The 13,217-nt window shown below is 44.0% G+C and carries 12 protein-coding genes; 5 read left to right on the forward strand and 7 right to left on the reverse strand.

Annotated features, from left to right (window positions below; genetic code table 11):
* Window positions 1–39 precede the first annotated feature (39 nt).
* Complete coding sequence (locus U719_RS02570) at window positions 40–1,674, reverse strand: peptide ABC transporter substrate-binding protein (RefSeq protein ID WP_023467134.1); 1,635 nt, start codon at window positions 1,672–1,674, stop codon at window positions 40–42.
* Window positions 1,675–1,783: 109 nt separating this feature from the next.
* Window positions 1,784–2,467 (reverse strand): MgtC/SapB family protein, encoded by a 684-nt coding sequence (locus U719_RS02575; RefSeq protein WP_023467135.1) that lies wholly within the window; start codon window positions 2,465–2,467, stop codon window positions 1,784–1,786.
* A gap of 111 nt (window positions 2,468–2,578) precedes the next feature.
* On the opposite strand from U719_RS02575, the gene U719_RS02580 reads away from it, so the two are divergent.
* Complete coding sequence (locus U719_RS02580; protein ID WP_200864055.1) at window positions 2,579–3,976, forward strand: basic amino acid/polyamine antiporter; 1,398 nt, start codon at window positions 2,579–2,581, stop codon at window positions 3,974–3,976.
* 57 nt (window positions 3,977–4,033) lie between these two features.
* Here U719_RS02580 and U719_RS02585 read toward each other — a convergent pair whose 3' ends face one another.
* Complete coding sequence (locus tag U719_RS02585; protein ID WP_023467137.1) at window positions 4,034–6,061, reverse strand: EAL domain-containing protein; 2,028 nt, start codon at window positions 6,059–6,061, stop codon at window positions 4,034–4,036.
* Window positions 6,062–6,247: 186 nt separating this feature from the next.
* Here U719_RS02585 and U719_RS02590 point away from each other — a divergent pair, with 186 nt between their 5' ends.
* The 3 genes from U719_RS02590 to nagE all read left to right on the forward strand — a co-directional run bounded on the left by U719_RS02590 (window position 6,248) and on the right by nagE (window position 9,523).
* Window positions 6,248–7,450 (forward strand): ornithine--oxo-acid transaminase, encoded by a 1,203-nt coding sequence (locus tag U719_RS02590; RefSeq protein ID WP_023467138.1) that lies wholly within the window; start codon window positions 6,248–6,250, stop codon window positions 7,448–7,450.
* A gap of 154 nt (window positions 7,451–7,604) precedes the next feature.
* Window positions 7,605–7,802, forward strand: a complete 198-nt coding sequence (locus U719_RS02595; RefSeq protein WP_023467139.1) for a CsbD family protein — start codon at window positions 7,605–7,607, stop codon at window positions 7,800–7,802.
* Window positions 7,803–8,014: 212 nt separating this feature from the next.
* The gene (gene nagE, locus U719_RS02600) at window positions 8,015–9,523 is read left to right on the forward strand and encodes an N-acetylglucosamine-specific PTS transporter subunit IIBC (RefSeq protein WP_023467140.1); all 1,509 of its coding nucleotides are present in this window, start codon (window positions 8,015–8,017) and stop codon (window positions 9,521–9,523) included.
* Window positions 9,524–9,544: 21 nt separating this feature from the next.
* Here nagE and U719_RS02605 read toward each other — a convergent pair whose 3' ends face one another.
* From U719_RS02605 to yhfH, 4 genes are all read right to left on the reverse strand, one after another.
* The gene (locus tag U719_RS02605) at window positions 9,545–10,447 is read right to left on the reverse strand and encodes a DMT family transporter (protein WP_023467141.1); all 903 of its coding nucleotides are present in this window, start codon (window positions 10,445–10,447) and stop codon (window positions 9,545–9,547) included.
* 100 nt (window positions 10,448–10,547) lie between these two features.
* Window positions 10,548–11,189: a YkyA family protein gene (locus U719_RS02610; protein ID WP_023467142.1), complete on the reverse strand. Its 642-nt coding sequence runs from the start codon at window positions 11,187–11,189 to the stop codon at window positions 10,548–10,550.
* A gap of 15 nt (window positions 11,190–11,204) precedes the next feature.
* Window positions 11,205–11,912: a polysaccharide deacetylase family protein gene (locus tag U719_RS02615; protein ID WP_235147618.1), complete on the reverse strand. Its 708-nt coding sequence runs from the start codon at window positions 11,910–11,912 to the stop codon at window positions 11,205–11,207.
* Window positions 11,913–12,241: 329 nt separating this feature from the next.
* Window positions 12,242–12,388 (reverse strand): protein YhfH, encoded by a 147-nt coding sequence (gene yhfH / locus U719_RS16575; protein ID WP_064505459.1) that lies wholly within the window; start codon window positions 12,386–12,388, stop codon window positions 12,242–12,244.
* Between the two features lie 185 nt (window positions 12,389–12,573).
* Between yhfH and U719_RS02620 the strand changes: the two genes are divergently transcribed.
* Window positions 12,574–13,200: a nitroreductase family protein gene (locus U719_RS02620; RefSeq protein WP_023467145.1), complete on the forward strand. Its 627-nt coding sequence runs from the start codon at window positions 12,574–12,576 to the stop codon at window positions 13,198–13,200.
* The last annotated feature ends 17 nt before the right edge of the window (window positions 13,201–13,217 follow it).

A 13,217-nucleotide genomic window follows, 5' to 3' on the forward strand; every position in this document is an offset into this window, starting at 1 on the left:
GAACGAGATCCGCTACTTGTTCATCAATATTCTAAAGGGTTATTTTAATTCCATCCATTTAAAGCTCATATCGGCACCGAATGGGTGACGGTATAATTTATCAATGTTTGTCCGTTGCAAGTAAGCTTCACCTTTTTGGTAGATCGGCGCAATCGCGTAGTCATCTGTTAGCAAGATTTTTTCAGCTTCTTGCATATCAGACCAACGCTTCGCTTCATCGGCTTGTTGTTTCGCTCCTTTGATGAGATCATCGAACTTTTTGTTCGAGTATTCCATCCGGTTGAAGCTTCCGCCTGTCAACCACATGTCGAGGAACGTCATTGGATCCTGATAGTCAGGTCCCCATCCAGCTGCAGAGATGTCATAATCACCCTTCGATTCGAGATCGAGGAAGTTTTTGAATGGTTGTTGTTTGATATTGATCGTCAAACCAGGAAGATGTTTCTCTAGGTCACCTTTTAAGTACTCAGAGACTTTCTTGAAAGCATCTTCATCCCGTGAGAGCATGCTGAGTTCAACTGTTTTGACACCAAGTTCCTTCAAACCAGCATCCCAAGCTTTTTTCGCTGCATCTGCATCGTAGCTTTGAAGATCCGGATACTTCGTACGGAAGTCTTCGCCATCTGGTGTAAATGTGAAATCCTTCGCAACGATAAAGTTCGCTGGTTTTGATCCATCGTTTAGGATGACATCGGTAATCCCTTGCTTCTCAAAACCGAGTGCAAGTGCTTTACGAATGTTTTTGTTTTTCAATGCTTTATTCTTTTGGTTAAAGCGAAGGAAGTTGATCCGAGCATCTGGACGAGTCTTGTAATCCTCTGATTTTTCGTACTGTGAGACGAACTCCGATGTAATCGGTGCAAAATCGACTTCTTTTGATTCAAAGAGGTTGACGCCAGTCGAAATCTCTTTGACGACTTTAACGTTAATTTGATCCATCTTGACGCTTGCTTTATCCCAGTAATCCGGATTTTTCTTATATGTCCACCCAGCGTTCGCTTGCCACTTATCGAGTACGAAAGGTCCGTTGAAGACCATTGTATCAACACTTGTTGCAAACTTATCGCCTTTATCTTCGACGAATGATTGCTTTAATGGTAAGTACGTTGGGAAACTCGTTAAGCCAAGGAAGTAAGGAGCAGGAGCTTCGAGTTGTACTTCAAGTGTTTGGTCATCGACTTTCTTGACACCGAGTTCATCGAGTTCAGCGTCTCCAGCCATGATTTTATTGGCGTTTTTCAAATCTTGTAAAATGTACGCGTATTCTGCTGCTGTCTTTGGATCAAGTGCACGTTTCCAAGCATAAATGAAATCATCTGCTGTGACAGCTGATCCATCTGACCATTTCGCATCTTTACGCAATTTGAACGTGTATGTTTTTTTATCGTCTGATACTTCGACACTTTCTGCGATTCCAGGTGTTGGCTTATTATCGCCGTCAAGACGATAAAGTCCTTCAAAGACGTTGTTCGTAACAATGATGGAAGTCGAGTCCGTCGTTTTCGTCGGATCGAGCTGAGGTACATCTGTCGTCGAAACGAGCGTGACTTCCTTTTTCTTATTTTTCGAATCCGAGCCGCTTGCATTCTCATCATTTCCTTGCCCGCATGCAGCGACAGCAAGTAGTGCAATGCTGGATAGTCCAGCAAAAGCAATTTTCGATGGTTTATTCATGGAACGATGACCCCCCGAGAGTTAGTTTTAAATATTTCAGAAAAATGTGAACATATTGTTAATTTAAGTGAAAGTGATTAAAAATGCAACATAAATTTTCAGATAATTCTTACTGATCAAGGTCTATATCCTTAATTCCAAGTGATTTTAAATAGTCATAAAGTAGGAATAGGGTCAGCGAATGAGGGGAATACATCCGTAATGTTAATCGAATTGGATTTCCTCGCATGCGTATATTCGTAATCCGAACACCTTTTTGTTCAAGGGCGAAGATGATGTCGGATGGATCAAGATCGGCGGGAAGAAGTAAATGTGCGACGAGGACGTTCGCTTCAAATCGACTATTGTTGATGTGACGCATCACCCAAGTCAGACCTTCTAATAGGAAAAAGAGAAAGAGAACGAGAAAAATCGATTCCCAAATGAATCCGGCACCGACAGCAATCCCAATCCCACTTGCACTCCATATAATGGCGGCAGTTGTTAGTCCGCTGACGATATCATGTGGTCGTCGTAAGATGACACCAGCTCCGATGAATCCGATTCCGGTAATGATTTGCGCGACAAGGCGCATCGGATCCATCTGGACATGAGTCGCCATATCGTGATAGAGCAGGACGGATTTTATAGAGACAATGGTTAAAAGACAGCTGATGAGGGTAATTACGAGGCTAGTGCGTATACCGACCGGTTTATTTTTAATTTCACGCTCGAATCCGATGAAAATTCCAAGTGTAGCAGCCAATAGGAGTTTTAGAAGGTCTTCGAGCTGAAATACATGAATCCAGTTCATTCGTCTCAAATCCTTTCTTTACTTTAGAAGGTGATTTGTTATAATGACTTTTGTGTCTTTCGAATGAATATACGTAAGATGTAATAGATATACGGAAAAAGGAAGTGTCTCATCATGAATCAGCAAAAAATCGGCTTCTTTGCGCTCGCGGCAATGGTCATCGGGTCCATGGTCGGTGGAGGAGCTTTTAACCTCCCTGGTGCAATGGCCCAAAGTGCAAGTGCAGGACCTATCCTCATCGGATGGAGTATAACGGGGATCGGAATGATCATGCTCGCGTTAGTATTCCAGCATCTCGCCAATAGTAAACCAGAGCTCGAAGGCGGCATTTATGCCTATGCGCGTGAAGGATTTGGACGTTTTGTCGGCTTTAACAGTGCGTGGGGATACTGGGTATCGGCGTGGATTGGAACGGTTGCGAATATCACGCTCGTGTTTAATGCGATTAGTTATTTCTTCCCGATTTTCGCAGCAGAAAATCGAATATTCCTCCTTTTGATGAGTGTGGTCGTCATTTGGGGATTGTTCTGGCTCGTCTCAAGCGGAATCAAGGAAGCGACACTCGTCAATTTGATTACGACGATTGCAAAGCTCGTTCCGATTTTGATTTTCATCCTTTTAGTAGGAATTGCCTTTAATATCAAAACGTTTAATTTAGATATTTGGGGAAAGGGAACAGAACTCGGTTCGATCTTCGATCAGGTAAAAGGAACGATGCTCGTCACGCTTTGGGCGTTCGTTGGTATTGAAGGGGCAGTCGTCTTGTCGAGTCGTGCTAAAAATCGAAGTGATGTCGGAAAAGCGACGGTAACAGGACTCGTTGGAGTGTTAGTCATCTATATCTTGATTTCTGTTCTATCACTCGGAGTGCTTAGTCAAGAACAACTAGCTGGATTAAAAGAACCGACGATGGCGTATGTATTAGAAGCAGCGATTGGACCAATCGGTGCGACGATCATCATGATCGGTTTGATTATTTCACTATCTGGCGCACTTCTCGGATGGACGATTCTCGCATCAGAAATATCGTATCTTGTGGCGAAAGACGGTGCGTTTCCGAAAGCATTCGCAAAAACGAATCGAAAAGGAGCTCCAGTCGGTGCGCTGTTGATTACACAGATCGCGACACAAGTCGTCGCAGGAATCGCGCTTTTCTCAGCGCAAACCTATCTTGTCTTATCGAGTATCGCCGGGATTTGTGCGTTATTACCGTACCTATTATCAGCGTTGTATAGCATTCGGACATCGCGCGAAGAACGCAATCAGAAAATGTTACTTTTCTCTGTCATCGCATCAGCGTATTCGATTTGGCTCGTCTATGCGTCGGGTATCTGGTACATCGTCATCGCGGCATTAGTCTATGCTCCAGGGATTCTCGCGTACGCGTTAGCAGAGCGAGAACAGCAACGGACGGGCATGTCACGTTATGAGTGGATTGCTAGTATGATCCTCGTTGTCTTAGCAGGAGTAGCCGTTTACGGAATGGTTGTAGGAGAAATTCAGTTGTAAGAAATGATATGCAAAAGAAGTCACGGTGATTGTTATCCACCGTGACTTCTTTTTTGATTAAGGTGCTAAGAATCGTTTTTCGATATCCTGTACAGATAGAGGTTCAGAGAAAATAAACCCTTGCATATGCTGACACGATGTTGTTTTTAGATAATCTAACGCGTGTTCTGTCTCAACACCTTCAGCGACAAGATTCAACTCTAAGTTGTGACCAAGTTGAATGATGGAATCCAGCAAGGCATGGTCATTTTTCGCCAGACCATCAATGAATACTTTATCAATTTTTAATTCGTCGATTGGAAAAGCACTGAGATACTGTAAAGAAGAATAACCGGTACCGAAATCATCGATCGATAAACGGAAGCCGAACGACTTGATGAGGTGCATACGTTCGACCGTTCGTTGCGTCTGTAAAATCGCAATATTCTCTGTCATCTCCAGCGTAACGGAAGATGGTGAAACGAGTCGCTCCGTTACGATATGTTGCAACGTTCGAATAAAAGAGTCACTTTGGAACTGATGCGGTGAAATATTGATTGCCATCGTCAGTTCAGGATTAATCGTCTGTTGCCACTTCGCGAGCTGTTCACATGCTTCAATGATGACCCAGTTGTTGATTGGTGTGATCAGTGAAGCTTCTTCAGCGAGTGGGATGAATTCATCTGGTGGAATACTCCCGAGTGCCGTGTGATTCCAGCGTAATAACGCTTCGAAGCCTTTAACGGCTTGTGTCTGAAGTTCAATGATTGGTTGATAAGCAAGATATAGGGATTGATCTTCGAGTGCCGTGAAGAGGGAACGTTCGAGTTGGATTTTCCGTGTGAACTGTGTGTCCATCTCGTGTGTTAAGTACTGAATCGTTCCGGTACCAATTGATTTTCCTGCATATAGAGCAGTTTCAGAGCGGCGGTATAAATCTTCCAGTGTTTTTGCTTCCGACGGATAGACGGTGATCCCGAATGTACAAGAAACGATGAGTGAATGACCGTTAATGTAATAAGGACGCTGCAGTGCTTGTTGTAACTTTCGAGCATACTGAAAAAGTAGATTGCTCGACGGTGCAGGTAACAAGACACCAAACAGATCACTCGTCGGATGAAAAGCAAGTATATCTGTCGTATGTTGCAAAAGACGCGTTGCCATTGCTTGAAGAAGTTGATCGCCGACATGTGTTCCAAACGAATCATTGATGACTTTGAAACGATCGATATCGAACAAAATGAGTGCAACGGGATCATGTGATCCAGCAGAGCGGAATAAGGCTTCTCCTTCGCGTAAAAATCCACGTTTATTCAATAAATGCGTCATCTCATGATGATGCACTAAAAAATCAAGTTCTTCTTCAAGCGCAGTTGTTTCCGTGATGTCGTTGCCGATGAACAGGTGCTGAAAACGAACGCCGTTCGCATCATAAATTGGAATCAATGTCGCTTGGAGATGTTTTCGTTCGCCCGTTTGCGAAGTGAGGCTAAGGCGACCAGACCAGGCTTTTCGTTCACGAAGTTGTGCACGAATCTCCGAAACGACGGGACTGGATGGGTCTAAGATGAGCGACCATGGTTGGTTGAGAAGCATCTCAGAACAATATCCTGTCACATCGATGAGTTGATCATTTGCGTACGTGATCGTTCCTCGTGCATCGAAGACAGCGACAGAAGCAATCTGATCGAATGCATAGCGCAAATCCATCAATCCTTGGAAGAGTGGTTTCATGTTCGTTTGTTGCTCAGCTGAAGGGATACAGCAAGCAAAAGCGGCAATAACGGTTCCTGTATCATCAAGTAAAGGAGACAGAAGGAGAGTTGATGTTACAGAAGTGCCCGTCTTATGCAATAAGGAGGCATTCGGTAATTGGACCGATTGACGGCGTTCCAAGAAGGCACGCCAAATCTGATGACTGAATGCCATGTCTTCCTGTTCAAGAAGTGGAACAGTCTGATCCACGACTTCTTGTTGTGTCCAGCCCCACTGGCTTTCGGCTAGTTCATTCCAAGAACGGATGGTCAAATCAGTATTCAGGATGAAAGCGGGTAAAGGGAATTCTTGAATGACGACTTCATAGGAATCAATGGTCGAACGATCCATTACGTGCGCACGCTCCTTTATGATGAAAAGAGATGACGGTTCACTTGTCTTGTCTTTTCCCAATATATTCAATTCTTACGCATCGTAATCCTCTAGGTTATACATTTTTTAGATGAAGATTATACAAGAAAATCTGCTATAATGATTTTGAAAGCGTTTTCTAAAGAGCTATAAGGGGGAATCTCGATGAATCAAACAGAGAAAATCATTCAACAGACAGAACAGTTCGGAGCACATAACTACCATCCACTCCCGATCGTCATTTCAGAAGCAGAGGGTGTCTTCGTAACGGATCCGGAAGGACGTCGTTATATGGATATGTTGAGCGCTTACTCAGCTGTCAACCAAGGGCATCGTCATCCGAAAATCATCGAGGCTCTAAAACGACAGGCGGATAAGATCACGTTGACGTCACGCGCCTTCCACAATGATCAACTGGGCTTTTTCTATGAAAAAGTAGCACAACTGACGGGTAAAGACATGGTATTACCGATGAATACAGGTGCGGAAGCTGTTGAGACAGCAGTAAAAGCAGCACGACGCTGGGCATATGAAGTCAAACAAATCCCAGGTGATGCTGAAATCATCGTTTGTGAAGGAAACTTCCATGGTCGGACGATGACAGCCGTCTCAATGTCAACGGAAGCAGAATACCAACGGGGATTTGGACCGCTTCTTCCTGGAATCAAGACGATTCCATACGGCGATCTTGAGGCATTAAAACAGGCGATCACTGAGAATACAGCGGCATTCATCTTGGAACCAATTCAAGGCGAAGCAGGCATCTTAATTCCTTACGATGGTTTCTTAAAAGATGCGCAAGAAGTTTGTCGTGCGCAGAATGTTCTGCTCGTATCGGATGAGATTCAATCTGGACTCGGCCGTTCTGGCAAATGGTTCGCCTCTGATTGGGACGAAGTGACGCCAGATATGTATATCCTCGGTAAAGCACTGGGTGGTGGTGTATTCCCGATCTCATGTGTGGCTGCGAATAAAGATGTCCTTTCCGTCTTCAATCCAGGATCACACGGCTCGACGTTCGGTGGAAATCCACTCGCTTGTGCCGTCTCGATTGCTTCACTTGAAGTATTAGAAGACGAAAAGTTACCGGAACGTTCACTCGAACTCGGTACGTACTTCATGGAGAAATTAAAACAAATCAACAACCCGATGATTAAAGAAGTACGTGGACGTGGATTATTCATTGGTGTTGAATTAACAGAAGCAGCGCGACCATATTGCGAAGCGTTGAAGGAAAAAGGCTTGCTCTGTAAAGAAACACATGAGACAGTCATTCGTTTTGCACCACCGCTCGTCATCACAAAAGAAGAGTTGGATTGGGCGTTCGAACGGATTGAACAAGTATTAGGTGTTTCCGTCGCCCAGTAAAAAGAATAGCTTTAGATTAAACAACAGTGGACAGGACGTTCACTGTTGTTTTTGTTTAGGTAAGTGTCGGTTTTGATACAGGAAACGTTTGAAAATCAGTGACAAGGGAACAGACAACTATCGCAAAAAAAACTTTTAAATGGGGGTAATGGTTATGTCAAACAACAGTGGTCTCAATAAAAAAGTAGATGGTCTCGTCGATAAAGTAGCGGGTAAAGCAAAAGAAGCGCTTGGGAAAGCAACAGGCGATAAATCGACAGAGCGCGAAGGTAAAAAAGATCAAGTAAAAGGCGAGGCGAAGAAAACAGTCGGTAACGTCCAACAAAATTTTGAAGATACAAATCGCCGCTAAGACCGTTGAAATCAAATAGAAAAACCGGACTGGAGAATGACTCTAGTCCGGTTTTTAGCGTCTGCTATAATGAATTTTTATATCAATAAAAAAAGATAATGAATAATTTGTATAAAGGTCTAGTCATTTAGATGTTTATGTGGAATAATAAAAAACGTAAAAGCGTTTACATTGTTCTGTCATTATCGTTTATTCAAGAAAGGGTGAAAGGTATGTTGCAGTTTCTACAACGCATTGGTAAAGCCTTGATGTTACCAATCGCAGTATTACCGGCTGCCGGAATCGTACTCCGATTAGGTTCAGCGGATATGTTAGATATTCCGTTGATGGTAGCAGCAGGAGGGGCTATTTTTGATAACCTGCCATTGATCTTTGCCATTGGTGTCGCGATTGGTCTATCGATCGATGCGAGCGGGGCAGCGGGTCTTGCCGGGGCCATCGGGTATCTCGTCTTAAAGAATGGCGTCGACTCGATGAACAAGGATTATTCCAGCGCACAGATTCAGGCGAAGTATGATGCGATCGCGGCGATCGTCAATGATTCCTCGACTAAGGTCGACGGAGCGACACTTGGTTCGATCGCGAATCAGGCGACACTCGGTTCGACCGTTAATATGGCGGTATTCGGTGGAATCATCGCGGGTATCGTCGCAGGACTTCTATACAATCGGTTCTATAACATTAAGTTACCGGATTGGTTGGCGTTCTTCGGAGGTCGTCGTTTCGTTCCAATCATTACATCAGCGGTCATGCTCGTACTTGCTTTCATCTTTGGTTATGTCTGGCCGTTCATTGAGCAAGGCATCAACGGTGCTGGTGAATGGATGGTTGGTCTTGGTGCAGGAGGCGCTGCTCTGTTTGGATTCTTTAACCGTCTCTTGATTCCTGTCGGCTTACACCACGTCTTAAATAATATTTTCTGGTTCGTCTTCGGTTCATATGAAAAAGCAGATGGTACGGTCGCGAACGGTGACATCGCGCGCTTCTTCGCTGGAGATCCGACAGCTGGGATTTATCAAGCGGGCTTCTTCCCAATCATGATGTTCGCCTTACCGGCTGCAGCTTTTGCGATCGTCATGGCTGCGCGTAAAGAAAATCGAAAAGCAGTTGCTGGAGCGATGATTGGTCTTGGATTGACGTCCTTCTTGACAGGTATCACGGAACCAATCGAGTTCTCGTTCATGTTCTTATCACCTGTTTTATATGTCATTCATGCGGTTTTAACAGGTCTATCGATGGCCATCGTTAACTTACTCGGTATTTTACATGGCTTCTCCTTCTCGGCTGGTTTCATTGATTATGCCTTGAACTTCGGGATTGCCACAAAACCATTGCTTCTCATCCCGGTTGGTCTCGCGTTCGCGGTCGTCTACTACTTCCTGTTCTACTTCATGATCACGAAATTTGATCTGAAGACACCAGGTCGTGAAGATGAATCGCTCGTCACAGACACGGGAGTCGTTTTGACAGATTCAGACGATAAATATGAGCAACAAGCAGCACGCATCTTTGCGGGACTAAAAGGAACAGAAAATGTCACGTCGATTGACAATTGTGCGACACGTTTACGTCTTCAAGTCAAAGATCCAAGCATCATTGACGAAGCAGCGATTAAAGCGGCTGGAGCAAAAGGTGTCATGAAGATGGGGGCAACTAGCGTTCAAATCATCATTGGTACGGACGTCGAATTCGTTGCGGATGCGATGAAACGACAGAAGTAAAGAAAACGACCTTTCCTGAGCTCAGGAAAGGTCGTTTTGCTGTACGTTCGCAACAGATGCTGTTTTGTTTGAGCGATAAATTGGATAAAAGATTCCGATCAAGATGATGACGATCCCGATCCATTGGGAACTCATCAGATGTTCTCCTAAAATTAAGACGGAACAGATGACTGCTGTCGGTAGTTCAGCCGCTCCAAGTAAAGAAACGCTGGCTGGGGAGAGATGAGGCGCGCCAGCAGCAAATAAGAGCGGTGGTAAAATCAATGCGAACAGACCGAGCGGAATCGCGTATAACAGAAGTCCATTTTCGAAGTTCGCAGAGGACAAGAACGTTGTCGGTGGATACATCGTCATGACGAAAGCAAGACCACCTGTCATCATGTAAAAACTTTTCTTAATGACGGGTAAATGATTGGCGATGCGTCCGCTGGCGAGTAAGAAAATCGAGAAGCTGACAGCCGCTCCAAGACCGAATAATGTTCCACGCAGGTCGAGTGGACTCGAGTAAGCCGCACTCGCAAGAATGGCTCCACCAATCAATAGAATCGCAGACAAGAAGTGTGCGCGAGATGGTAAGCGTCTGAATGCGAGCGCATCGATGATGACTCCGATCCAAGTAAATTGGAATAAGAGAATAATTGCAACGGACGCGGATACGGTTTGAAGACTTTGATAGTACAGATAACCAGTTGTACCACTTGAGATACCGATCAGCATGAGAAGACCAGCTGTTTTGAGATCGAGACGAAGATTTTTCGTAAATAAGGCAAGTCCGAAAATCATCAGCCAGCCGAAGAAAAATTGACTACCTGAAACGGCTGCTGAGTTGAATCCAGCAGCATAAGCGAGTTTGACGATCGTTGAGAGGACACCATAACTGATAGCGCCGATGAGAACGAATAAAGTGGCTTTTGAGCGATGCATGAATAATTTCCCTCCATTTTTAGTAAAAACCACACAAAAAAGGTTGCAACGGGGCCTTGTCCAGGTTTTTTGGACAGGGTTTGGTTGCAACCTGTGTGATTTATTGAGTTGATGTGTCGAGCAAACGATACAGCCGGGTTTTCGTTTGATTATACTGAACGGTCAGCGCATTCCACTTCTTTAATGACGCGGTAGCTTTCCGTGTTAAACGATTTAAATCCGCTGTTGACTCATCAATCTTAACGAAATCCGGTTTTTTCGTCAAGCGTGAAAGCACTTTCTTTTCAGCGTCCATCGCTTGTCGATACGTTTTCGAGAACGTTTGAAATGTCTGCTCGCGTTCCTTGATGATTGTCACTAAGGCAGTTCCCTCTGTTTTTGCTTTACCATCAAGTTTGTTGACAGCATCCTTCAATTCTTCAAGATCGAGTGCAGCGTACGTTTCCTTACGTAACGTTTCTTCTTGTTTCAATAAAGCAAGCCGTTCGTCATTTAAGGCTTCTAATTCCTCTCGTTCATTTTGAGAGCGTTTGATTTCTTCAGCACCTGCATCAAGAACGGCTTGGTACGTATTAACTGAAATTTCATCCTTACGAGCACGTTGATCAGCTAGCGTGAATGCTTTCTCTTCACCTTTCACTTGTTGCTCTAGCTGTTCATGAAGAGAGGCTGGTGAATCGTTGGAACAGGCAGCGAGTCCAAAGCTCGACAGGAACAGTACTGCTACGAATGTTTTTTTCATCTGGATAGTAACTCCTTATAAATTCGAGTGTTGCGTGAAGTTGTACGGAATATGGAAATCTTCATCATAAATCGCGAATTGATAGCCTTTTTTCTGAAGTCCGGCAACAATGGCTGGAAGTGCTTTGATGGCTTGTGGTTGTTCATGTAAGAGAATGATTTCAAATGGACGCTCTGCTCGCCGAATGACCGTATTCGCTACTTCTTTTGCACTATCTTTGTAATACCAGTCCATTGAATCGATTGACCAGTCCCACACGCGGAAGTCTGCTGAATGAATGGCAGATGCCATTTTTTTCGTGATGCCGGGATCAGAGCCATAAGGTGGTCGTGTCAAATGTGGTGTTAGCTTCGTCAACTCATGGATTTTCTTCTGAACACTTTGCATCTCTGAGACATACTTTCCTTTTTCGTACAATGTATCGTAATCGTGTGTTTCCCCGTGTAATCCGATATAGTGTCCAGCTTTAGCAGTAGCTTTGACTTCTTGCGGAAAAGCTTCTACTTGTGATCCGAGATAAAAGAAAGTAGCACGAGTCTGAAGTTGATCCAATGTTCGAAGTAAGTCCGGTGTTAATGCGGATGGACCATCCTCGAATGTTAAATAAGCGACTTTTTTCGTCACACCATTCCATTTTTCCACGCGTGCTTTTTCCATATTGACGACAGGTACTTCAGTAATGGATTTGCCTGTCGTAATGGATTGTTGTTCAGGAGTAAACACGTATCGGTAAGCGACATATCCCCCAACTCCGAGAAAGACAAGTGTGAGAAGTAAGAAAAACCGAGGTAAAAACTTTCTTTTTTTTGTACGCGGTCGTGGACCGAGTTCGCTAGCGTGGCTTGAGGTAAATGGATCCATCGTTGTCTGTCGCTCCTTTTGTCAAAAATATCATATACAGATAATGTAACATTCTGACTGTTTCTTTTGTAACAAACAGATGACAAAAAGATGACGAAAAATCGATTTTTCTAAAAAATACTGATTTATTTAGAAAGAATTTAAAAGAAATAAAAAAACAACCACTAAGTAAGTGATTGTTTCATGTGTTATTAGTGTTCTGTTACAGCACACTCATCGCATTCCGTTTGATAGGATTCACATTGTTCATCCATCTCTTTTCCGCAATGGGCACACGTCTTGACGGGAAGCTCACGATAGAATGCAGCAGATGCTTCTTGGTAAAGGGGTTGTTCCATGTGTTTTTCCTCCTTCAAAGTAAACGCAATGATCTTTTTTCTTGATTTTATTGTATTAGTACAGAAGTTGAATGTCAACTGTTGTTTTATAACAGTTAATTCATTTGAAGTACTGATAGAGGACAATGAAAAAGAGACATGCTACGATATCTAAGTAATCTGATAATGATAAGGGGGATTTATACATGACACAGACAACACTTGATACAATGCGTGTCTTAACAGAAAGACGTTCCGTTCGTCATTACGACGAAACGTTCAAGCTTTCAAAACAGGAAGTAGAAGAACTATTAGAATGGACGACAGCGGCGCCGAGTGCTTGGAATTTGCAACATTGGCATTTCACGGTCTTTCATTCGGAAGAAGCGAAGCAACAGCTTGCACCGATCGCATACAATCAGCCGGCTATCACTTCGGCTTCAGCAGTCATTGCGATCTTAGGTGATGTTCAAGCTAATCGAAACTACAATCCGGTGTACGGTCCAGCAGTAGAAGCAGGTGGCATGACAGAGGATTTATTTGATTCGATCAAGGCACAGGTAGAAGGTGCTTATCAAAGTGAAGCCTATGGGCGCGATGCGGCAATGTCGAATGCGAGCCTTGCTGCGATGCAATTGATGCTTGCGGCAGAAGCGCGTGGATTATCAACACTCGCAATGGGTGGATTCGATCATCAACGTTTTGCGGAAACGTTCATCACCGAGTCACGGTATGTACCGGTCATGTTGATTGCTGTCGGAAAAGCGGTTGAAGATGCGAAAAAGCGTCCGGCACTACGTTTACCGATTGATCAAGTGTCGACCTTCCTGTAAGTCATTCAAAATGGAGG

It is taken from the genome of Exiguobacterium sp. MH3, from assembly GCF_000496635.1.
Lineage (GTDB): Bacteria > Bacillota > Bacilli > Exiguobacteriales > Exiguobacteriaceae > Exiguobacterium_A > Exiguobacterium_A indicum.